At 63.7% G+C, this 21744-nt stretch carries 17 protein-coding genes; 5 read left to right on the top strand and 12 right to left on the bottom strand.

The features are described from left to right. Positions 1–10: 10 nt before the first annotated feature. The gene (gene rpoD / locus V6657_RS04510) at positions 11–2497 is read right to left on the bottom strand and encodes an RNA polymerase sigma factor RpoD (RefSeq protein ID WP_048931903.1); all 2487 of its coding nucleotides are present in this window, start codon (positions 2495–2497) and stop codon (positions 11–13) included. A gap of 79 nt (positions 2498–2576) precedes the next feature. Here rpoD and V6657_RS04505 point away from each other — a divergent pair, with 79 nt between their 5' ends. Further along, positions 2577–2723, top strand: coding sequence for a hypothetical protein (locus tag V6657_RS04505; protein ID WP_160315272.1), 147 nt, complete (start codon positions 2577–2579; stop codon positions 2721–2723). 92 nt (positions 2724–2815) lie between these two features. Here V6657_RS04505 and dnaG read toward each other — a convergent pair whose 3' ends face one another. The 3 genes from dnaG to V6657_RS04490 all read right to left on the bottom strand — a co-directional run bounded on the left by dnaG (position 2816) and on the right by V6657_RS04490 (position 6452). Further along, positions 2816–4615: a DNA primase gene (gene dnaG / locus V6657_RS04500; RefSeq protein ID WP_048931902.1), complete on the bottom strand. Its 1800-nt coding sequence runs from the start codon at positions 4613–4615 to the stop codon at positions 2816–2818. A gap of 40 nt (positions 4616–4655) precedes the next feature. Further along, positions 4656–5105 carry a GatB/YqeY domain-containing protein gene (locus tag V6657_RS04495; protein ID WP_048931901.1) on the bottom strand — a complete coding sequence of 150 codons (450 nt, stop codon included), beginning with the start codon at positions 5103–5105 and terminating at the stop codon, positions 4656–4658. A gap of 123 nt (positions 5106–5228) precedes the next feature. Continuing rightward, complete coding sequence (locus tag V6657_RS04490; protein WP_048931900.1) at positions 5229–6452, bottom strand: NAD(P)/FAD-dependent oxidoreductase; 1224 nt, start codon at positions 6450–6452, stop codon at positions 5229–5231. A gap of 94 nt (positions 6453–6546) precedes the next feature. Here V6657_RS04490 and tsaD point away from each other — a divergent pair, with 94 nt between their 5' ends. Beyond that, the gene (gene tsaD, locus V6657_RS04485) at positions 6547–7590 is read left to right on the top strand and encodes a tRNA (adenosine(37)-N6)-threonylcarbamoyltransferase complex transferase subunit TsaD (RefSeq protein ID WP_048931899.1); all 1044 of its coding nucleotides are present in this window, start codon (positions 6547–6549) and stop codon (positions 7588–7590) included. Positions 7591–7635: 45 nt separating this feature from the next. Here the strand turns inward: tsaD and folE2 are convergent, their stop codons facing one another. The 4 genes from folE2 to V6657_RS04465 form a co-directional block, all read right to left on the bottom strand. Further along, on the bottom strand, positions 7636–8442 hold the full coding sequence (gene folE2, locus V6657_RS04480) for a GTP cyclohydrolase FolE2 (protein ID WP_048931898.1): 807 nt from the start codon (positions 8440–8442) through the stop codon (positions 7636–7638). Between the two features lie 242 nt (positions 8443–8684). Beyond that, a complete protein-coding gene (gene dxs, locus V6657_RS04475; RefSeq protein WP_048931897.1) occupies positions 8685–10595 on the bottom strand; it encodes a 1-deoxy-D-xylulose-5-phosphate synthase in 1911 nt (636 codons plus the stop codon). 66 nt (positions 10596–10661) lie between these two features. Beyond that, positions 10662–11561, bottom strand: a complete 900-nt coding sequence (locus V6657_RS04470; protein WP_048931896.1) for a polyprenyl synthetase family protein — start codon at positions 11559–11561, stop codon at positions 10662–10664. After that, entirely contained in the window at positions 11558–11848 is a 291-nt protein-coding gene (locus V6657_RS04465) for an exodeoxyribonuclease VII small subunit (RefSeq protein ID WP_048931895.1), read from the bottom strand. Before V6657_RS04465 ends, V6657_RS04470 begins: the two co-directional genes overlap by 4 nt. A 423-nt stretch (positions 11849–12271) precedes the next feature. On the opposite strand from V6657_RS04465, the gene V6657_RS04460 reads away from it, so the two are divergent. The 3 genes from V6657_RS04460 to V6657_RS04450 all read left to right on the top strand — a co-directional run bounded on the left by V6657_RS04460 (position 12272) and on the right by V6657_RS04450 (position 15390). Then, the gene (locus V6657_RS04460) at positions 12272–13369 is read left to right on the top strand and encodes an aromatic ring-hydroxylating dioxygenase subunit alpha (protein WP_048931894.1); all 1098 of its coding nucleotides are present in this window, start codon (positions 12272–12274) and stop codon (positions 13367–13369) included. Positions 13370–13558: 189 nt separating this feature from the next. Further along, positions 13559–14473: a DMT family transporter gene (locus V6657_RS04455; RefSeq protein WP_171017968.1), complete on the top strand. Its 915-nt coding sequence runs from the start codon at positions 13559–13561 to the stop codon at positions 14471–14473. 29 nt (positions 14474–14502) lie between these two features. Further along, on the top strand, positions 14503–15390 hold the full coding sequence (locus tag V6657_RS04450; RefSeq protein WP_048931892.1) for a sulfurtransferase: 888 nt from the start codon (positions 14503–14505) through the stop codon (positions 15388–15390). A gap of 69 nt (positions 15391–15459) precedes the next feature. Here V6657_RS04450 and V6657_RS04445 read toward each other — a convergent pair whose 3' ends face one another. The 4 genes from V6657_RS04445 to polA all read right to left on the bottom strand — a co-directional run bounded on the left by V6657_RS04445 (position 15460) and on the right by polA (position 21743). Next, complete coding sequence (locus V6657_RS04445) at positions 15460–16266, bottom strand: ZIP family metal transporter (protein ID WP_048931891.1); 807 nt, start codon at positions 16264–16266, stop codon at positions 15460–15462. 155 nt (positions 16267–16421) lie between these two features. Beyond that, positions 16422–17300 (bottom strand): dienelactone hydrolase family protein, encoded by an 879-nt coding sequence (locus tag V6657_RS04440; protein WP_048931890.1) that lies wholly within the window; start codon positions 17298–17300, stop codon positions 16422–16424. Between the two features lie 105 nt (positions 17301–17405). Beyond that, positions 17406–18731 (bottom strand): NAD(P)/FAD-dependent oxidoreductase, encoded by a 1326-nt coding sequence (locus V6657_RS04435; protein WP_048931889.1) that lies wholly within the window; start codon positions 18729–18731, stop codon positions 17406–17408. A 195-nt stretch (positions 18732–18926) separates the two neighbouring features. Next, positions 18927–21743 carry a DNA polymerase I gene (polA, locus tag V6657_RS04430; protein ID WP_048931995.1) on the bottom strand — a complete coding sequence of 939 codons (2817 nt, stop codon included), beginning with the start codon at positions 21741–21743 and terminating at the stop codon, positions 18927–18929. Position 21744 lies beyond the last annotated feature (1 nt).

Genomic DNA, 21744 nt, shown 5'->3' with positions numbered 1-21744 from the left:
CCGCTACTGATTAGCTACCTTCCAGGAAGCTCTTCAGCTTGTCCGAACGGCTCGGATGACGCAGCTTGCGCAGCGCCTTCGCTTCGATCTGACGGATACGCTCACGCGTCACGTCGAACTGCTTGCCGACTTCTTCCAGCGTGTGGTCGGTGCTCATCTCGATACCGAAACGCATGCGCAGCACCTTGGCTTCGCGCGGCGTCAGCGAGTCGAGCACGTCCTTCACCACGCCGCGCATGGAGCCATGCAGCGCCGCTTCGGCCGGGGCCAGCGTGTTCGTATCCTCGATGAAGTCGCCCAGATGGGAGTCGTCGTCGTCACCGATCGGCGTTTCCATGGAGATCGGCTCCTTGGCGATCTTCATGATCTTGCGGATCTTGTCTTCCGGCATCTCCATCTTCTCGGCCAGCGTTGCCGGATCCGGCTCATTGCCGGTTTCCTGCAGGATCTGACGCGAGATGCGGTTCATCTTGTTGATCGTCTCGATCATGTGCACCGGAATCCGGATGGTGCGTGCCTGGTCGGCGATCGAACGCGTGATGGCCTGACGGATCCACCACGTGGCGTACGTCGAGAACTTGTAGCCACGACGGTATTCGAACTTGTCCACCGCCTTCATCAGGCCGATGTTGCCTTCCTGGATCAGGTCGAGGAACTGCAGACCGCGGTTCGTGTACTTCTTGGCAATCGAGATCACCAGACGCAGGTTGGCCTCGGTCATCTCGCGCTTGGCTTCACGCGCACGGCGCTCGCCTTCCGACATCTTGCGGTTGACGTCCTTCAACTCCGACAACGGCAGCACCACGCGCGCCTGCAGGTCGATCAGCTTCTGCTGCAGTTCGTGCACGGCCGGCACGTTGCGCTCGACGATGGTGCTGTACGGCTTGCCGTCGGCCACCACGGTCTCGATCCACTTGAGGTTGGTCTCGTTGCCCGGGAAGCGCGATACGAAGTCGCCGCGCGGCATGCCGCACTTGTCGACCACGATGTTCAGGATGGCGCGTTCCAGCTTGCGCACTTCATCCACCTGGCCGCGCAGCGTGTCGCACAGACGCTCGACGTTGCGTGCGGTGAAACGGATGCACATCAGTTCGGCCTGGATGGCCTCCTGCGCCTTCACGTACGACTTGGACTTATAGCCTTCCTTCTCGAACGCGCGGCGCATCTTGTCGAACTGGTCGGCGATCACGCCAAACTTGACCAGCGCAGCCTGCTTGAGCTCTTCGAGTTGACGGGCCGAAGCGGCGGCAGCCCCAGCACCTTCATCGTCCTCGTCTTCCTCTTCGTCGGCTTCCTCTTCGGCCTCTTCTTCCTCGAAGTCCTCTTCTTCCTCGGCTGCAGCGGCAGCATCGGCTTCAGCGTTCGGGTCGATCAGACCGTCGATGTACTCGTCGATCTTGGCTTCGTCGTTGGCGACGCGCTCGCCCATGGCGAGAATTTCTGAAATGGTGACCGGGCAGGCCGAGATGGCCATGACCATGTCCTTCAGGCCCGCTTCGATGCGCTTGGCGATGACGATTTCGCCTTCGCGCGTCAGCAGTTCGACCGTGCCCATTTCGCGCATGTACATACGCACCGGGTCGGTCGTGCGGCCGAATTCGGAGTCAACCGTCGACAGCGCGGCTTCGGCTTCTTCTTCCGCCTCTTCTTCCGTGGTCACGGAAGGCGCGTTGTCGTTCAGGAGCAGCGTTTCGGCGTCCGGCGCCTGCTCGTACACGGCAACGCCGATGTCGTTGAGCGTGGCGACCAACGTTTCCAGCGACTCCACGTCGACCATGTCGTCGGGGAGGTGGTCGTTGATTTCGGCGTAGGTCAGGTAGCCGCGCGATTTGCCCAGCTTGATCAGCGCCTTGAGCTTCTGGCGGCGAGCCTCGAGCTCTTCTTCCGAACCGCCTTGCTGCGAGGCAGCAAATTCCTTGAGCAGGGCTTTTTCCTTGGCCTTGCGGTCGCGGGCCTTCAGCTTTTCGGTTTTCGGTGCCGGAGCGGCGGGGGTGTCAAATTCTTCAGTCACGTCCGTGCTGCTGTCATCGTCTGCCTGCGTTTCTGCCTTGGGCTTGCGGCCGCGCTTTTTGGGCTCGGCTGCTGCTTCGGCGCGGGGCGCAGGAGGAGTTGTGGGGGTGGCCTCTGCCTGGGCGGCGCGCTTGGTGTCTTCCGCGGTTGCCTTGACTGGCTTGGCTGCGGTGCTGGTACGAGCGGTACCCGTTTTGGTTGCGCTTGCGCTGGCAGGGGTCTGCTTGCTCTCGACTTCGGTAGCTTTCGATTTCGCCACGGTGGTTGTCTTGCCCTTGAGTGCGACTGAAGCGGCTGTTTTGCCGCCAGGTCTGGCGCTCGTGCTGATCGACGTCGAGACCTTGTCTGCAGTTGAAGACTGGATTGCACTTTTTGCGCGCGCTGCTGCCTTGACGGGCTTGGCGGCGACGGTAATCTCGGCGGTCTGGCGCGGCTGGGCTTTCCCCGTCTTTGCCGGCACAGTCGCCTTTGTTACCGCTTGCCCCATATGGCTCCGACCATTCGCGACTTTCGCCGTTCCCGTTGAAGTCTTTCCTCCTCCGGCGCCGTGCGCCGATGAGGATCGCGTGGCAGAAACAGAAGCAGGACTGGCCTTGGAACCGGTCTTCGCGGAGGTCTTCACCTTCACCATGGGCACGCTCACTCCCCCAAATTGGGAAAAAGATATTGCAATCCGAACCGGCTATTCTAGCACGCCAGACCAGCCGGTCTAAGTGAAAATCGGGTTTTCGCCTGAAAAATCAAGGGGCTACCCGCAATCGCCCGCCCCAGTTAGGTTTGTACTGGGACGTGCGCGCTACTCGAGCTAGCGGCGGCTGGTCTCACTTAACAGCCAACGCATACGCTCTCGATCGTCATCGCTGGCATGACCGCTTTCCACCTTGCGCAGCAACATCTCAAGCTCGCGCTTGTGCGACGCGAGGAGCATCTTTTGCACAGCGCTGTCGAACTCCATGGTGGCCGGCTCCAGCTCGATATCGTCTTCGAGGACAGTCACGCGCAGTCCAGCGAAGGCCTCGGCATACGGCGTCTGGCCGAGGCGCTCGACAAAGGCGCCAAAGTGCATCTCGGGGCTCGCGGCATCGCATTCGGCCAGCAGCCCTGCCAATACCTCACCTTGGGGCAATTCCGGCGCCGTCAACTGGGCGCGTGCATCTGTGTCGAGCCGGGCGGCCAACGCGGGATACCGCATCAACAGGCGCAGCAGCTTTTGCTCCAGCGCGGTTGGTGCGGTACGCGCCACACGCGGGCGCTTTTGCGTCATGCGGCCAGCTTGGGCGGGGTCGCTGCGCAGGCCGCACAGCGCTTCGATGTCGGCGGGCGTGGTGCCGGTCATGTCGGCCAGGCCACGCACGATCTGCAGGCGCAGGCCACCGGACGGCATGGCGGTCAATAGCGGCTTGGCCTCGTACTGGGCGCGGGCGCGTCCTTCGGGCTGGCGCAGGTCGAGATCTTCGGTCACGGCCTGCAGCAGGAAGCGCGACAGCGGCATGGCGTTGTGCACTTCGCGGGCGAAGGCCTCGGTGCCTTCTTCGCGCACGAAACTGTCCGGATCGTGCTCAGACGGCAGGAACAGGAACTTGATCGTTTTGTTGTCGGTGGCGTGCGGCAGGCAGGCTTCCAGCGCACGACGCGCGGCACGGCGCCCGGCGGAGTCGCCGTCGAACGAGAAGATGACGGTATCGACCTGCCGCAGCAGCTTCTGCACGTGGATGGGCGTGCAGGCCGTGCCCAATGTGGCCACGGCATTGGCAAACCCAAGCTGGGCGAGCGCGACGACGTCCATGTAGCCTTCCACGACCAACACGTAGTCCAATTCGCGGATGGCATTGCGCGCCTCGAACAGGCCGTACAGCTCAGTGCCCTTGCTGAACAGCGGCGTTTCGGGGGAGTTGAGGTATTTCGGCTCGCCCTGCCCCAGCACCCGGCCGCCAAAGCCGATCACCACGCCCTTCGTATTGCGGATGGGGAACATGATGCGATCGCGGAAGCGGTCGTAGCGGCGGTGCGAGCCGTCGGCGCTGGTCTTCTCGCTTTCGATGACGAGGCCGGCCTCGATGAGCGGACCTGCGGTGGCGTCGTCACGGTACGGGCCGAACACGCTTTCGAGCGACTGCCAGTCGTCGGGCGCATAGCCGAGGCCGAAATGCGCGGCGATCTCGCCGGTCAGGCCGCGGCCCTTGAGGTATTGGATGGCGTTGGGGGCACTGCGCAGTTGCTTGCGGTAGTGCTCGCAGGCGCGGGCCATGATGTCGCCGAGTGCAACCGTTTTGGCTTGCTGCTCGGCGCGGGCTGCTGGCGGCAGGCCACCGCGCTCTTCCGGCACCACCATGCCGACGGACTGCGCGAGGTCCTTGATGGCCTCCACATACGACAGCCCGGAAAACTCCATCAGGAAGCCGATCGCCGAGCCGTGCGCGCCGCAGCCAAAGCAGTGATAGAACTGCTTGGTGGGCGACACCGAGAACGACGGCGACTTCTCGTTATGGAACGGGCACAGCCCCATGAAATTGGCGCCGCCCTTCTTCAATTGCACGTAGCGGCCCACCACGTCGACGATATCGACGCGGTTGAGCAGGTCGTCAATGAACGGCTGCGGGATCACGCGGAGTGCGCCCCTTGGGTGTTGCGGGTGGGAAGGGGGATCAGGCGCCGGTCAGGGCAGCCTTCACGCGCGCCGAGACTTGCGTCATGTCAGCGCGGCCAGCCAGGGCCGGCTTGAGGATGCCCATGACCTTGCCCATGTCCTGCGGGCCGGCGGCACCGGCCTTGGCCACGGCGTCGCGCACAGCGGCGTCGACTTCGGCGTCCGACAGTTGCGCCGGCATGTAGACCTGCAGCACGGCAATCTCAGCCGCTTCCTTGGCAGCCAGATCTTCGCGGCTGGCTTGCTGGAACGCGGTGATGGAGTCCTTGCGCTGCTTGATCATCTTGTCGACCACGGCCAGCACGGCGGCATCATCCAGCTCGATGCGCTCATCCACCTCGCGCTGCTTGATGGCGGCCTGCAGCAGGCGGATCGTGCCCAGACGATCCATTTCCTTGGCACGCATGGCGGCCTTCATGTCTTCCGTGATCTGTGCCTTCAAGGACATTCAAAAACTCCGATAAACGGCAAAACCCGCTTGGGCAGCGGCCCAGCGGGTTGCAAACTGAGAAAAGTGGATCACTGATCGTAGCACAGAACCACAACAGTTCTAGGACCGATCGGTGGGGGATCAGCCGACGGACGCCGCCTCGCCAGCCGCGACGGCCGAAGCCCACGCCCACTGGAAGTTGTAGCCGCCGAGCCACCCCGTCACGTCGACCACCTCGCCGATGAAGTACAGGCCAGGTGCAGCTTGCGCCTCCATGGTCGCGGACGACAGCGCACGCGTATCGACGCCCCCGCGCGTGACTTCGGCTTTGCGGTAGCCCTCACTGCCGGAGGGCGTCAGCTCCCAGCGGTTGAGCGCGCCGCCCAGCGTGCGCAGCAGCTTGTCGGACAGCTCCGCAATTGGCGCGTGCGGGTTGGCGCCATGCGTGGCGCACCAGGCCTGCGCGACGCGCTCCGGCAGCCGCTGCGCCAGTACCGTCCCGAGTTGTTTGCGCGAGCCGGATTTCTCGTCGCATAGCCATTGCGCGGCGTCGGTGTCCGGCAGCAGGTCGATGGCGAGCGGCTGACCCGAATTCCAGAAGCTCGAAATCTGCAGAATGGCCGGGCCAGACAGCCCCCGATGCGTCAGCAGCAAATCTTCGCGGAACGTCGTCGCGCCGCCCTTCTTGCCGCCCTTGCTGGCAGGCTGCGCAACCGTCACATCGACCTCCATCGACACACCTGACAGCGCCGAGAACGGCGCCCAATGCTCAGCATTGAACGTGAGCGGCACCAGCGCCGGGTGCGTCTCGACAATCTTCAGCCCGAACTGCCGCGCAATCCGATAGCCAAAATCCGTCGCGCCAATCTTGGGAATGGACAATCCGCCCGTGGCAATCACCAGCTTGTTGGCGACGATCTCGCCGGCGCTGGTCGAGAGGCGATACGCATCGCCATCCTTGCCCACCTCAGCGATCGAGCAGCCGGTGCGCCAAATCACGTTGCCTTTCTCGCACTCCACTTCGAGCATGCGGATGATGTCTTCCGCGCTGTCGTCGCAAAAGAGCTGGCCCTTGTGCTTCTCGTGATACGGAATGCGGTAGCTGGAGACGAGGCCGATGAAATCCTGCGCCGTGTACCGCGCCAGCGCCGAGCGGCAGAAATGCGGGTTGTTCGACAAGTAGTTGGCCGGCGCCGCATTCACGTTGGTGAAGTTGCAGCGCCCGCCGCCCGAGATACGGATCTTCTCGGCCAGCTTCGTCGCGTGGTCGATCAACACCACGCGCGCGCCGCGCTGCCCGGCGACCGCCGCGCACATCATTCCGGCCGCGCCCGCGCCGATCACCGCTACATCGCACCGCATCATGATCGCCGCGCCGCCTCTGTCTATGCTGGAAAACCGTGCATTTTAGCTTGTGCTATCTTCGGCGCCTTCCTACGGATTTCTTCCTTCACACGCCATGCTGGTCCTCGGCATCGAATCCTCCTGTGACGAAACCGGCGTCGCCCTGTACGACACCGATGCCGGCCTGCGCGCGCATGCGCTCTATTCGCAGATCGCCATGCACCGCGAATACGGCGGCGTGGTGCCCGAACTGGCCTCGCGTGACCACATCCGCCGCGTGATTCCGCTGCTGGAAGAAGTGCTCGGCAAGGCTGGCGCTACACGCGCGGACATCGACGCAATCGCCTATACAAAAGGCCCAGGGTTGGCCGGTGCGCTGCTGGTCGGCGCTTCCGTGGCGAATGCGCTGGCGTTTGCACTGGGCAAACCGCTGGTGGGCGTGCATCACCTGGAGGGGCATTTGCTCTCGCCCCTGCTGGAAGCGGATCGGCCCGAGTTTCCGTTCCTGGCGCTGCTCGTCTCTGGCGGCCACACGCAGCTGATGCGCGTGGATGCCGTCGGCCAGTACACGCTGCTCGGCGAGACACTGGACGACGCTGCCGGCGAGGCCTTCGACAAGACGGCCAAGCTCCTCGGCCTCGGCTACCCCGGCGGCCCCGCCGTTTCGCGCCTCGCCGAATTCGGCAACCCGGGTGTGTTCGATCTGCCCCGACCGATGCTGCATTCAGGCAATTTCGATTTCTCGTTTGCGGGCCTGAAGACGGCGGTGCTCACGCAGGTACGCAAGCTCAACCTGACCGACAGCGAGACCTGCCATCAGCCGCGCGCCGACCTGGCCCGCGCGTTTGTCGACGCCATCGTCGAGGTACTCGTCAAGAAGACGCTGCGCGCCGCACGCGAGCATGGTCTCAAGCGCATCGTCGTGGCCGGTGGTGTGGGCGCCAACCGCCAACTGCGCGAGGGCCTGAACGCCGAGGGCAAGAAGCGCGGACTGCGCGTCTATTACCCCGACCTGCAGTTCTGCACCGACAACGGCGCGATGATCGCCTTTGCCGGCGCGATGCGGCTCCAAGCTGATCCCACGCAAGTGCAGGACGGCTACGGCTACGGCGTCACACCACGCTGGGATCTCGAAGACATCCGTATCCAGCAAGCATGAAAAAAGCCGCTCGGTTGAGCGGCTTTTTCGTTGCTGCGACGTCGATTACTTGTCGAGACGCTTGTCGCGCTCGATCAGCGCATAGGCGCTGTGGTTGTGGATCGACTCGAAGTTCTCGGCTTCCAGCGTGTAGGCGACGATGCGGTCATCCTGGTTCAGGCGCATGGCGATATCGCGCACCAGGTCTTCCACGAACTTCGGGTTCTCGTACGCACGCTCGGTCACGAACTTCTCGTCCGGACGCTTGAGCAAGCCCCACAGCTCGCACGACGCCTCTTCTTCCGCCATGCGGATCAGCGATTCGACCGGCGTATCGGCCGCCAGCTCGGCGTCGATCGTGATGTGCGAGCGCTGGTTGTGCGCGCCGTACTGCGAGATCTTCTTCGAGCACGGGCACAGGCTCGTCACCGGCACCAGCGCCTTGACGCGCACCTTGGTGTGGCCGTCGCGCACTTCGCCGATCATCGTCACTTCATAGTCCATCAGCGACTGCACGCCCGACACCGGGGCCGTCTTGCTGACGAAATACGGGAAGTGGACTTCGATGCGGCCGGCGTCGGCTTCGAGCTTTTCCAGCATCTTTTCCAGCAGCAGCTGGAATTGCGCCAGGTTCAGCGGCTCGCGCTCTTCTTCGAGCAGCGCGACGAAGCGCGACATGTGCGTGCCCTTCTGGTCGGCGGGCAGGTGCACATCCAGGTTGTACGTGCCGACGGTGTTCTGCACGCCCGACGGGGTCTGCAGCGACATCGGATAACGCACGCCACGCACGCCCACGCGTTGAATCGGGATCTGGCGGGTGTCGTGGCTGGACTGCACATCCGGCATCGCAAAAGCCGGGTTCATATCGTTCATGATCGGTTTCCTTTACGGTCGCCCGGCCATCGCAGTCGGCCGGAACGCAACGAGTGTGAAACCGCGGAATCTGGCTGACGGTGACCACTCCTCAAGTGGTCTATTCAACCCATCCCGCGACTGCGCACACAATTTACAAATTGGACTGGCGGAGTGTAAGGGAAATTTCCTACCTCTGCAGTCAACTACTCAAACCCGCAAGCGCTATGCGGGTGATTGAATCTGCCTATAACGCAAGAGACTCAAGCGACACGCGGCGCCGCTGCCCGCGGTTGCACGTCAAAGCGCTCGCGGATGGAAGCGAGGATGCCGTTGGCATCCAACCCACATTGCGCCAGCAGCGCGGCGTGGTCTCCGTGATCGACAAAGCGATCGGGCAGGCCCAGTTGCAGCACGGGCGTTGCGACACCGGCGGCAGCCAGAGCTTCCACGCAGGCGCTACCGGCGCCGCCCATCACGCAGCCCTCTTCCACGGTGACCACGTAATCGTGCGTGCGCGCCATTTCCAGCACGCAGGCCACATCGAGCGGTTTGACGAAGCGCATGTTGACGACACTCGCATCCAGACGCTCCGCAGCCGCCGAGGCCGGCGCGACCATCGAACCGAATGCCAGGATCGCGACGCGCTGCCCTGCGGGGGCCGTCGACACGCGGCGGACCTCGGCCTTGCCCAGCGGCAGCGGTTCAAGCGTCTGCTGCACCGCGACACCCGTGCCGGCGCCGCGCGGATAGCGCACTGCCGTCGGGCAATCCTGCGCAAACGCTGTGCTCAGCAATTGGCGGCATTCGTTCTCGTCCGCCGGCGTCATCACCATCATGTTGGGAATGCAACGCAGGAAGGCGATGTCGTAGGCACCGGCATGCGTGGCACCGTCCGCACCGACCAAGCCAGCGCGGTCCAGCGCAAACACCACGGGCAGGTTCTGCAACGCCACGTCGTGGATCAGTTGGTCATAGCCGCGCTGCAGGAACGTCGAATAGATGGCGACGACAGGCTTCAGGCCCTCGCACGCGAGGCCACCGGCAAAGGTGACGGCGTGCTGCTCGGCAATGCCAACGTCGTAGTAACGATCGGGAAAACGCCGCTCAAACTCCACCATGCCGGAACCCTCACGCATGGCAGGCGTGATACCGACGAGGCGCTTGTCAGCGGCGGCCATGTCGCACAGCCAGTTGCCGAACACCTGGGTGTACGTCACCTTGGCCGGGCGCGTGGCGGGCTTGATGCCCTCTTGCGGATTGAACTTGCCCGGGCCGTGATAGAGGATCGGATCGGCCTCAGCCAGCTTGTAGCCCTGACCCTTCTTGGTGACCACATGCAGGAACTGCGGCCCGCCGCCGTCCAGCGCGCGCTGGCGGATGTTCTGCAGCGTCGGCACGAGTGACTCGAGATCGTGCCCGTCGATCGGCCCGATGTAGTTGAAGCCAAACTCCTCGAACATCGTGGCCGGCACGAACATGCCCTTGGTGTGCTCCTCGAAACGCTTGGCGAATTCGAGCACTGGCGGCGCGACTGACAACAACTTCTCCACGCCCTTCTTGGTCGCGGCATAGAACTGACCGCTCATCAAGCGCGCGAGGTAGCGGTTGAACGCCCCCACCGGCGGCGAGATCGACATGTCGTTGTCGTTGAGCACCACCAACAGCGGTAGGTCCTTGTAGACACCGGCATTGTTCATCGCCTCGAAGGCCATACCGGCCGTCATCGCACCGTCGCCAATCACGGCAATGGCGACGCGGTTCTCACCGTTGGTCTTGGCGCCCAGGGCCATACCCAGCGCAGCGGAGATCGACGTGGACGAGTGCGCCGTGCCGAATGTGTCGTACGGGCTCTCGCTGCGACGCGGGAAGCCCGAGATACCGTCCAGCTGGCGCAGCGACCCCATCTGCTCACGGCGGCCGGTCAGGATCTTGTGCGTATAGCTCTGGTGGCCGACATCCCACACGATGCGGTCTTCCGGCGTGTTGAAGACGTAGTGCAGTGCGATGGTCAGCTCGACCGTGCCCAGGTTCGACGACAGGTGGCCGCCCGTCTGCGAAACGGAATCGAGCACGAAGGCGCGCAGCTCGTCGGCCAGGGGCCCAAGCTGGCGGCGGTCCAGGCGGCGCAGGTCGGCCGGATCGTCGATGGTTTTCAGAAGTTCGTACGTCATGTGGGACCGCCGCTCAGGCGCGTTTTTGGCATTGGGCGTTGTGCTCTACCCCCAACGCAATGTTGTTCAGTGGCCACGCCGCACGATCAGGTCGGCCATCTCGGCCAATCGAACAGTACGTGCCTCGCCCAGTTCTCGGGCCAGTTGCGCAACCGCCGCACCCGCTGCGGCGTGCAGCTCATTGGCCAACGCCCGAGCCTTGTCCAACCCGAGGATGGACACATAGGTCGGCTTGTCGTTGGCCTCGTCCTTGCCGGCAGTCTTGCCCAGCGTGGCGGTATCGGCCGTCACGTCGAGGATGTCGTCGACCACCTGGAACGCCAGGCCGACTGCACCCGCGTAGGCATCCACTTGTTCCAACGCAGCGGCATTCACGCCAGCACACAGCGCACCCATGCGCAGGCTTGCTCGCAGCAGTGCGCCGGTCTTCATGCGGTGCATCGCCTCCAGTGCTTCCTGGGACAGTGCAATGCCGACGCTCTGCAGATCGATTGCCTGACCACCCGCCATTCCCAGCGAACCGGACGCACGCGCCAACTCGCCCACCAGTACCGCGCGGGTCTCGGGGTTCACTGCACCCAGTTCGGCCAGCACGATAAAGGCCTGTGTCTGCAGCGCGTCCCCCACCAGCAACGCCGTCGCTTCATCATAGGCGCGATGCACGGTTGGGCGGCCACGGCGCAGGTCGTCGTCGTCCATGCAGGGCATGTCGTCGTGGACCAGCGAATAGGCGTGGATCATCTCCACCGCACAGCTCACGCCATCGAGTGCTTCGGGCGACGCCTCGCCCAGCGCACCGGCAGCATGGGCCAGCAGCGGGCGCACGCGCTTGCCGGCACCCAGCGTGGCGTAGCGCATGGCAGCGTGCAGGCGCTGCGGCGCCACGCTCTCGGCCGGCAAAGCGCGTTCCAGCGCGGTTTCCGTCCGTGCGACCACGGACGTCATCCATTGGGCAAAATCGCTCATGCGCCGCCCTGTTCGTTCGTGTTGCTGTCGTCGGCGAGCGGCTTCAGGGCATCGCCGTCGAGCACGCGAACCTGCTGCTCGACGCGCTCCAGCACCTGCTGGCAATACTTGACCAGTTCGGCCCCGCGGCGATACGCCGCAAGCGAGGCCTCCAGCGGCAGTTCGCCCGATTCCATGCTGGCAACAAGGGTTTCGAGTTCGGCCATGGCCGCTTCATAGGAAGCCGGCGTGGCGGATGATGGGGAGGCGGACGCGTCGCTCGAAGCAACGCTTGGGGCACGGGGCATGCCGGTTGCGAATCAGAAAAGGACAATCTGGCATTTTACGGCAATTCCGCGTGCGTTCTGCGCACATCGCGCAAGGCGCCGGACAGCGGTTGGTGGCCACGCATAGAGTGCTGGTCCGGCTGACAACCGTCTGACTGGCAGCCGAAAGATGTCGAAAATCAGGGACTTATCAAATCCCCTGGGGTACAATCGCCCCCTTCCTCCAAAGGCCGGGCCGGCACATGCCGCTCCGTATGGTGGTTTGGGTCTGTTGGCCCATCAAACGTATGGTCGTTGGCCCAAGCGGGGGCCGACAGCGCTCGTTTCCTATTTCAACAGACCCCGGCTACCTGCCGATGGCGTCCTTTCCCAAATCGAATTTTTCATCGAATTTTTCGATGGTTGGGTTGTTCACTACTTTCACCGTTATTGGGAGTGGGGATAATGTCCAATCTCAGCGCCGCACTGAACCTGGTGCCGTCTGAAACCCAGTTGCCCGTCTCTGCATACTTCGACGAGGCGCTGTATCAAACTGAAATCGAACGTCTGTTCAAGCATGGCCCGGGTTACGTCGGCCATGAGTTGATGGTCCCGGAAGTCGGCGACTATCACACGCTTGCCGCCGAGGCCGAAGGCCGCGTGCTGGTGCGCAATCCGAACGGCGTCGAACTGCTTTCCAACGTGTGCCGGCATCGGCAGGCCATCATGCTCAATGGGCGCGGCAATGCCCAGAACATCGTGTGCCCGCTGCACCGCTGGACGTATGACCTGAAAGGCGACCTGCTGGGCGCGCCGCACTTCGAGAAGCAGCCGTGCGCGCACCTGTCGCGCTCGCCGCTGCAGAACTGGAACGGGCTGCTGTTCGAGGGCAAGCGCGACGTGCGCGAAGACCTCGCCCGCCTGGGCGTGGCGCGCGATCTCGATTTCTCCGGCTACATGCTCGACCACGTTGAGGTGCACGAGTGCAACTACAACTGGAAGACCTTCATCGAGGTGTACCTCGAGGACTACCACGTCGTGCCCTTCCATCCGGGCCTCGGCCAGTTCGTCTCGTGTGACGATCTGGAATGGGAATTCGGTGAGTGGCACAGCGTGCAGACGGTCGGCCTCCATGCCGGTTTGCGCAAACCGGGCACGCCCACGTACCAGAAGTGGCATGACGCCGTGCTGCGCTTCAACAACGGCGAGATGCCCAAGTACGGCGCGGTGTGGCTGACGTACTACCCGAACGTGATGGTCGAGTGGTATCCGAACGTGCTGGTGATCTCAACGCTGCATCCGATGGGCCCGAACAAGACACGCAACGTGGTCGAGTTCTATTACCCGGAAGAGATCGTCCTGTTCGAGCGCGAGTTCGTCGAGGCCGAGCGTGCCGCCTACATGGAAACCTGCATCGAGGACGACGAGATTGCCGAGCGCATGGACGCCGGCCGCGCAGCGCTGATGAAGCGCGGCGTGAGCGAAGTCGGTCCGTATCAGTCACCCATGGAAGACGGCATGCAGCACTTCCATGAGTGGTACCGGCGCGTGATGCGCTACTAACGGCTGGCCGACCGTAGGCATCCGCCGCCTTCCGCGTCACAATACGAACGGTGCAGCCCGCGTGGTCTGCACCGTTTTTTTTCGCCCCGTTGTTTGCAGCACTCCCTCGCCATGTCTGCCGATACCACCACCGAAGTCCACCACACGGCTGCCCAGACGGCCGACAACTCCGCCCGCCAATCGCTGTGGATGATTCTTGCGGCATTTGCCTTCTCAGCGATGGGCGTGTGCGTGAAGCTTGCCTCGGCGCACTACAGCACGGGCGAGATCGTCTTCTACCGCAGCATCATCGGCGTCGTGCTGATGGGCGCGATCCTGCAGCGCTCAGGGCAAGGCGTGCGCACGCCGTATTTCCTGTCGCATATCAAGCGCAGCGTGTTCGGGGTGACTTCGCTGCTGCTGTGGTTCACCTCCATCAGCCTGCTGCCGCTGGCCACCGCCATGACGCTGAATTACATGTCGCCGGTGTGGATTGCGCTCATCATCGGCGCGGGTGCGGCGTTGGCGGGTAAACCAGGCGGGGCAGATCGGCGCATGGTAGTAGCCATCGTCATGTCATTCGTGGGGGTGGTCTGCCTGCTGCAACCGAGCATGGGCGGGTCGCAGCTTGCACTGGCCGGCGGCATGATCGGTCTCGTCTCTGGGGTGTTTACGGCGCTGGCGTATGTGGAGGTGCGCCAACTCGGTGACCTGGGTGAGAACGAAGCGCGCATCGTGTTCTATTTCTCGCTGTTGAGCGCAATTGCCGGTGGCGCATGGATGCTCATCGGAGGTGCGCAACCGCACACGTGGTCGGGTGCCGGTCTGCTGCTGGCGGTGGGCCTTCTGGCCACCCTCGGCCAGACGTCGATGACGCGCGCCTACAAGCGCGGCAACACACTACTGACTGCGAACCTGCAATACACCGGCATCGTCTTTGCGAGCGGTTGGGGTATGTTGCTGTGGAATGATCACCTGAACGCGTTGTCGTGGCTGGGCATGGCCCTCATCATCGGCAGCGGTATCGTTACCACCGTCATGCGCGCCCGCCAGTCGGGCGCCGAGCATCCGACCCCGCAGACCGCCGTGTCCGGGCCGGAAGCCGAGGTTCATCCGGAAGTTTGATTGCTAGTCGCCCCCTGGAGATTGCTGATATGAGCGAACGCGCTCGCTACGCCACACTGATGACCGCGCCGCAACTGGCCGCCCTGCAGCAAAGCGCGCCGGACAGCCTGGTCATCGTCGATTGCAGCTTTGACCTCGCCAACCCGGCGGCCGGGCGCGATGCGTACCACGCCAGCCATATTCCGGGCGCGTTCTACCTGCACCTGGACAATGAACTGTCCGGCCCGAAGACCGGCACCAACGGCCGCCACCCGCTGCCCGACGCCGATGCATTGGTCGCGCGCCTGCGTGCGCTGGGCGTGAACGACGACACACAGGTTGTCGCCTACGACCGGCAGGGCAGCATGTATGCCGCGCGCCTTTGGTGGCTGCTGCGCTGGGTCGGCCACGCCGATGTGGCCGTGCTTGATGGCGGCCTGCAAGCGTGGGAAGCCGCGCACTACCCCGTCGACAAGATCGTGCCGGAAGAGCCGCAACTGAACGCAACGCCGGGCAATCTGACGCGTAAGCCGTCGCTCGCGCCGCTGGTGACCGCCGACATCGTGCAGAAATACCTCGGCCATGCCGACAAGCCTGTCATCGATGCCCGCGCCCCCGACCGCTATCGCGGCGAGAACGAAACACTGGACCCGGTCGGTGGCCACATCCCCGGCGCGCGCAACCGCTTCTTCCGCGACAACCTGCAAGCCGACGGCACCTTCAAGCCGGCCGAACAACTGCGTGCTGACTTTGCTGCCGTGCTGGCCGGCGCCAAGCCCGCCGATACGATGCTGCAATGCGGCTCGGGCGTAACTGCCTGCCATAACGCGCTGGCCATGGAGATCGCCGGCCTGACCGGCGCCGCCCTCTATGCGGGCTCGTGGAGCGAATGGTGCAGCGATCCGGCACGCCCGGTGGCAACAGGGCCGAACCCATAATCGGCGCCTCACGCACGCAGCAAAAAGCCCGGCATCAACCGGGCTTTTTTGTTAGACGAAAGCGATGCCTCAGTGCGCATGGCCGTGCAGGCCATTGGTCAGCAGGAAAATCATCACGACACCTGCTGCGATCAGCGCAACCTGGATCGCCGATTCCTGCTTGCGCGGCCGGCGCTTCATCTGCGGCATCAAATCGCAGACGGCGATATAGATGAAGCTGCTGGAGGCCACCACCAGCACGTACGGAATCCACGAGGTCAGGCGATCCAGCAGGTAGTAGCCGAGCACCGCCCCCACCAGCGCGCAGACGCTGCAGATCAGGTTGTAGACAAAGGCGCGCGTCTTCGAGAAACCGGCGTTGAGCAGCACCATGAAGTCCCCGATCTCCTGCGGAATCTCGTGCGCGGCAATCGCCAGTGCGGTCACGATACCCACTCTGGTGTCGGCGAGGAACGCGGCGGCAATGACGATGCCATCGGAGAAATTGTGCAGGCCGTCGCCCACCAGGATCATCATGCCGCTGCGGCCGGCTTCCTGCCGATCATGCCCGTGGTGATGGCCATGCCCGTCACCCTCATGATGATGCGAGTGACGCAGCAGTGAGACTTTTTCCAGCAGGAAGAAGCCCAGCAGCCCGGCCAGCAGCGTGGCGAACAGTGCATGCGTGTTCGGCTCGATGCCGTTGTGTGCCTCAAAAGCCTCGGGCAACGAGTGCAATAGCGACGTCGCCAGCAGCACCCCGACGGAGAAACTCACCATGCGGTCGACCACCCGCGACAGCACGGTGAGCGACAGCACAGCAGCGCCCGCCATGCTGCCGATGCCGGACAGCGCAGTCGCCAGAAGAATGCCTAACAGAGTGGTATCGAGGGTCATGCCGGGGGTGGCGCAGCAGGTGACGCTATCCGCGCCAACAAACGCAACAGAGTTGCAAGAAGAGGCGCATTGTATGCCCCTTTGTGAAGCTTTGCCAGCACAGCCCAAAAAGAGAAGGCCCACGTGGGGCCTTTCTTGCTGGAAGGACGAAGCGCCTACTCGACGCCGTGGTCCTTGAACCAGGCAATGCACTTCTTCCAGCCGTCTTCCGCATCGGCCTTCACATAGCTGGGCCGGTAGTCAGCATGGAATGCGTGCCCCGAATTCGGGTAGACGATGATGCGCGACGCATGCGCCTTGGGGTTTTTGGATGCCTCCAACGCTGTCTTCAGGGCGCTGACGGAATCCTGCGTGATACCTGTGTCCTTGGCACCGTACATGCCCAGTACAGGCGCCTTGAGCTCGCCCACCTTGTCGATCGGGAACACCGGCTGCAGCGGTGTCGGATTGCCTCTCGGCTGGCCGTACCACACCACTGCGGCGCGGATGTCGGCGCTGTGTTCGGCAAACAGCCAGGTTTGGCGTCCACCCCAGCAGAACCCGGTGATGCCAATGCGCGCCGGATCGCCGCCGTTCTGTTTGACCCAAGCAACCGTTGCATCCAGATCACCACTGACCTGCGCGTCGGGCACCTTGGAGATGATCTTCTCCTGCAGCTCGCTGATCGTTGCAATCGACTGCGGATCGCCCTGCCGTATGAAGAGTTCAGGGGCGATGGCCAGATAGCCGAGCTTGGCAAAACGCCGGCAGATGTCGGCGATGTACTCATGCACGCCAAAGATCTCGCTGACGACGATCACCACCGGCAGCTTGGTCTTGCCCTCGGGCTGGGCTCGGTAGGCCGGCATCTTGAAGTCGCCGACGGGCACGGTCACCTCGCCCGCCGTCAGCCCGTTGAAGTCCGTCTTGATGGCCTGCGCCGACACGGGCAGCACCGCCGCCGCAAATGCCGAACCCAGCGCCGTCTTCATGAAGCCGCGGCGGTCAAAGTTGCGGCCCGGCACCAGACTTTCCACTTCTGCATCCAGCTGCATCGCACTCTCCTAGCGCCCGAAGGCGGTGACGGTGAACGAAGCGGCTAGTCTACCGAAGCAAGGCAATCGGCGCCGAGTGAAGTGCTGTGTAATGCTGCGCGGTGATCAGTGCAGCTTGACGCGCGGATTGGTCTTGCTGCGCAGCCAGTGGGTGACCGTATCGAGCACCATGCGCACCCAGCCGTGCAGTGCCAGCACGTGCATGCGATACAGCGACGTGTACATCAGCCGCGCCATCAGCCCTTCAATGAACATCGAGCCGCCGATCAGCCCGCCCATCAGGCTGCCGACCGCGCTGAAGTGGCCGAGCGACACCAGCGAACCCAGATCCTTGAACGCGAACTGCCCAACCGGCTTGCCGTCCAGGCGGCTGCGCAGCGCGTTGTACAGATACGTTGCCTGCTGGTGCGCAGCCTGCGCGCGCGGCGGCACGCTGGTCGACGCCTCGGGCCACGGGCAGCTTGCGCAATCACCAAAGGCGTAGATCGAATCCTCGCCTTCCACCTGCAGCGTGCGCGACACGACCACCTGCCCCAGCTTGTTGACCGGCAGCCCCAACTCGCCCAACACCGAAGGCGCGCGGATGCCTGCCGCCCACACCGTCAGATCTGCCGGGATGGACTTGCCGCTGGCGGTGTTGACGGCATTGGCCGTCACCTCGGTCACGCGCTCGCTGGTGATGACATCCACGTCGAGCTTGTGCAGCAGTTCGGTGGTCGCAGCGGAAATGCGCTCCTTGAGCACCGGCAGAATGCGTGGCCCGCCCTCGATCAGGTGGATGCGGATGTCGTGGCGTGGGTCCATCTTGTGCAGGCCATAGGCGGCCAGCACGTGCGCCGTGTTGCGCAGCTCGGCCGACAGCTCTACACCCGTGGCACCCGCACCGACGATGGCGATGTCCACCTGCGGCCGGGCATCGCCCACGCCGTTCTGCGCGCGCATGCACGCGGAAATGAGCTTGCGGCGAAAGCGTTCGGCCTGCCATGCGGTATCCAGCGCAATGGCGTGCTCAGCCGTGCCCGGCACACCAAAAAAATGCGTCACGCTGCCGATGGACAGCACGAGCACGTCATAGGTAATGGCGCGCTCAGGCAGCACCTCGGTGCCGTCGGCGTCCAGGCAACCGGAAACGGTGATGGTCTTGGCGGTACGGTCGAGCCCTTTCAGCTCACCCTGCTGGAACTCGAAGCCGTGCCAGCGCGCCTGTGCAGCGTATTCAAGCTGGTGGGTGTTCGGGTCCATGCTGCCGGCGGCGACTTCATGCAGCAGCGGCTTCCAGATATGGGTCGGGTTGCGGTCAACCAGCACAACTTGCGCACCACCGCGCTTGCCAAGCTTGTCGCCCAGGCGCGTTGCCAGCTCCAATCCGCCAGCGCCACCGCCAACCACTACGATGCGCGGTCCGCCCGCGCCATCCGTCTGCCCTGCCATATCGTTCTCCTGAAGCCTTTGAATCTTTGCGATCACATCCTCTTTCAGATGCAGTCTGCTGCATTGCAAAACTCGCCGCAACCCCAGGCAGGCAGATATGACAGATCATTAAATGCGCATGCTACGGCCATCCGCAGCCTGCCTTGGCAAGGAAAGCCGCGCCACGCCTGATGGCGCGGCCAGGCGGTCACGGCATCAGTGCGCTTCTTCCCAGTTGGCGCCCACCCCCACCTCGGCCACCAGCGGCACGCGCAGCGACGCAACGCCGCACATTAGTTCAGGCAGGCGCTCGCGCACCACGGCCAGTTCGGCCTGTGGCACCTCGAGCACCAGTTCATCGTGCACCTGCATAACCAGGCGTGAGCGCATCGCTTCGGCTTCCAGCCAGCCTTGTACAGCCAGCATGGAAAGCTTGATGAGGTCTGCTGCCGTGCCCTGCATGGGCGCGTTGATGGCGGCGCGCTCGGCGGCTTGGCGGCGCGGGCCGTTGCCACCGTTGATATCGGGCAACCACAGGCGGCGGCCGAAGACGGTTTCCACGTAGCCGCGTTCGCGCGCGGTCTGGCGCATCTCGTCCATGTAACGCGCGGCGCCCGGGTAGCGGGCGAAGTAGCGGTCGATGTAGAGCTTGGCGGCATCGCGGCCGATGCCCAGGTTGCTGGCCAGCCCGAACGCGCTCATGCCGTAGATCAGGCCGAAGTTGATGACCTTGGCCACGCGGCGCTGGTCAGCCGTGACCTCCAACGGCGTCACGCTGAACACTTCGGCGGCCGTGGCGCGGTGCACGTCCTGGCCTTCCTGGAAGGCACGCATCAGGCCTTCATCCTGCGACAGATGGGCCATGATGCGTAGCTCGATCTGCGAATAGTCGGCCGAGACGATCACGCTGCCTTCCGGCGCGATGAACGCTTCGCGAATGCGGCGGCCCTCTTCCGTGCGCACTGGAATGTTCTGCAGGTTCGGATCGGTTGACGCAAGGCGCCCGGTGACAGCCGTGGCCTGCCCGTAAGTCGTGTGAACCCGACCGGTGTTCGGGTTGACCATCTTCGGCAGCTTGTCGGTGTAGGTGGACTTGAGCTTGGCCAGGCCCCGGTAGTCGAGCAGCAGCTTGGGCAGCGGGTAATCCTCCGCCAGCTTCTGCAGCACCTCTTCGTCGGTCGATGGCGCGCCGCTGGCGGTCTTCTTGACGATCGGCAGCTTCATCTGATTGAAGAAGATCTCGCCGATCTGCTTGGGAGAGCTCAGGTTGAACGGTTGGCCCGCCAGCGCGTGCGCCTCCGTCTCAAGCGCCAGCAGACGCTGGCCGATTTCAGTGCTCTGCTTGGCGAGGCGCTCGCCGTCGATCAGCACACCGTTGCGCTCCATCTTCTGCAGCACGATGGAGGTCGGCATTTCGATCTGCTCGTAGACGTAGTCCAGCTTGTCGTCAGCCGCCACCTTCGGGAACAGCGCGCGGTGCAGGCGCAGCGTGATGTCGGCATCCTCGGCGGCGTATTCGGTCGCGCGGTCGAGCGGCACTTCGTCAAAGCCGATCTGCGAGGCCCCCTTGCCACACACCTCTTCGTAGGTGATGGTCTTCAGTTGCAGCACGCGATCTGCCAGTGCATCCATGCCGTGATTGCGGTGGGACTCAAGCACGTACGACTGCAGCATCGTGTCGTGCTGGATGCCACGCAGCGCAATGCCGTGGTTGGCAAACACGTGCGCGTCGTACTTCAAATGCTGGCCAACCTTCTTGGACGCGTCGTCCTCCAACCAGATTTTCATGCGGGCGAGCACGGTGTCGCGCGAGAGTTGCGCCGCTGCATCCAGCCCCACCACATCCGGCCCACGATGGGCGACCGGGATGTAGCACGCCTGCCCCGGAGTGACCGACAGCGAAATGCCGACCAGTTGCGCCAGCATCGGATCAATCGAGGTCGTCTCGGTGTCGATGCAGACGAGGTCGGCCTCATCGAGCAGTTGCATCCACGATTCAAGCTGCGCTTCGGTGGTGACGGTCTCGTACTTGACCGCTTCCGGCGGCGCTTCGACGTCGAACAGGCTAGCCTGGGCTTGTTGCTGGGCAAACGCCTCGCCAGCGTAGTTCTTGGTGGGTGTGGCCGCTTTGCGGGCAGCACCCACGCTGCGCGTATCAGGCAGTGCCTCGCCGGACGCCTCGCGCAACCAGGTCTTGAAGCCGTAGCGGGAGAAGAAGTCGACCAGCTCGCTCTTGTCTTCGCCGCCGTCAATCAGTGCATCGAAGTTCGGCACCTCTTTCGACAGATCGCAATCGAGCTTCACCGTCAGCAGTTCGCGGCCCTTGGGCAACCATTCGAGCGTGTTGCGCAGGTTCTCGCCGACCACGCCCTTGATCTCGCCCGCGCGGGCCATGACGTTGTCGAGCGTGCCGAATTCGGTCAACCACTTCACAGCAGTCTTCGGGCCCACCTTGGGCACGCCCGGCACGTTGTCGACCGTGTCGCCAATCAGTGAAAGATAGTCGACGATGCGCTCGGGCGGCACGCCAAATTTCGCTTGCACCCCCGGCGGATCGAGCGTTTCGTTGGTCATCGTGTTGACCAGCGTGACGTGATCGTTCACCAGTTGCGCAAGATCCTTGTCGCCGGTGGAGACGATGGTTCGAACGCCTTCCCGCGTCGCCCGTTCGGCCAGGGTGCCGATCACGTCATCGGCCTCTACGCCCTCCACCACCAGGATGGGCCAGCCCAGCGCGCGTACGGCTTCGTGGATCGGTTCGATCTGCGCGCGCAGGTCGTCCGGCATGGGCGCACGATGCTCTTTGTAAGCGGGATACAGGTCGTCGCGAAAGGTCTTGCCTTTAGCGTCGAAAATGCAGGCGCTATACTTGGCCGGGTAGTCGCTGCGCAGTTTGCGCAGCATGTTCACGATGCCGTAGATGGCCCCCGTAGGAAACCCTTCTCCGTTACGCAAGTCGGGCAGTGCGTGATAAGCACGGTACAGATAACTCGAGCCATCGACGAGCAACAGCGTTTCTTGACTTTCCGACATT

The organism is Ralstonia sp. RRA, from assembly GCF_037023145.1.
Lineage (GTDB): Bacteria > Pseudomonadota > Gammaproteobacteria > Burkholderiales > Burkholderiaceae > Ralstonia.
This window is presented reverse-complemented; position numbering and strand designations above follow the sequence as displayed.

Excerpts from the sequence above, each read along its gene's own strand:
- V6657_RS04495 (WP_048931901.1), bottom strand. The coding sequence starts at position 5,105 with ATGTCCTTGAAGGCACAGATCACGGAAGACATGAAGGCCGCCATGCGT.
- V6657_RS04465 (WP_048931895.1), bottom strand. The coding sequence starts at position 11,848 with ATGCCCCGTGCCCCAAGCGTTGCTTCGAGCGACGCGTCCGCCTCCCCA.
- folE2 (WP_048931898.1), bottom strand. The coding sequence starts at position 8,442 with ATGAACGATATGAACCCGGCTTTTGCGATGCCGGATGTGCAGTCCAGC.
- dxs (WP_048931897.1), bottom strand. The coding sequence starts at position 10,595 with ATGACGTACGAACTTCTGAAAACCATCGACGATCCGGCCGACCTGCGC.
- V6657_RS04435 (WP_048931889.1), bottom strand. The coding sequence starts at position 18,731 with ATGGCAGGGCAGACGGATGGCGCGGGCGGACCGCGCATCGTAGTGGTT.
- V6657_RS04490 (WP_048931900.1), bottom strand. The coding sequence starts at position 6,452 with ATGATGCGGTGCGATGTAGCGGTGATCGGCGCGGGCGCGGCCGGAATG.
- V6657_RS04445 (WP_048931891.1), bottom strand. The coding sequence starts at position 16,266 with ATGACCCTCGATACCACTCTGTTAGGCATTCTTCTGGCGACTGCGCTG.
- V6657_RS04470 (WP_048931896.1), bottom strand. The coding sequence starts at position 11,561 with ATGAGCGATTTTGCCCAATGGATGACGTCCGTGGTCGCACGGACGGAA.
- V6657_RS04450 (WP_048931892.1), top strand. The coding sequence starts at position 14,503 with ATGAGCGAACGCGCTCGCTACGCCACACTGATGACCGCGCCGCAACTG.
- polA (WP_048931995.1), bottom strand. The coding sequence starts at position 21,743 with ATGTCGGAAAGTCAAGAAACGCTGTTGCTCGTCGATGGCTCGAGTTAT.
- V6657_RS04440 (WP_048931890.1), bottom strand. The coding sequence starts at position 17,300 with ATGCAGCTGGATGCAGAAGTGGAAAGTCTGGTGCCGGGCCGCAACTTT.
- V6657_RS04460 (WP_048931894.1), top strand. The coding sequence starts at position 12,272 with ATGTCCAATCTCAGCGCCGCACTGAACCTGGTGCCGTCTGAAACCCAG.
- rpoD (WP_048931903.1), bottom strand. The coding sequence starts at position 2,497 with ATGGGGCAAGCGGTAACAAAGGCGACTGTGCCGGCAAAGACGGGGAAA.
- tsaD (WP_048931899.1), top strand. The coding sequence starts at position 6,547 with ATGCTGGTCCTCGGCATCGAATCCTCCTGTGACGAAACCGGCGTCGCC.
- V6657_RS04455 (WP_171017968.1), top strand. The coding sequence starts at position 13,559 with ATGATTCTTGCGGCATTTGCCTTCTCAGCGATGGGCGTGTGCGTGAAG.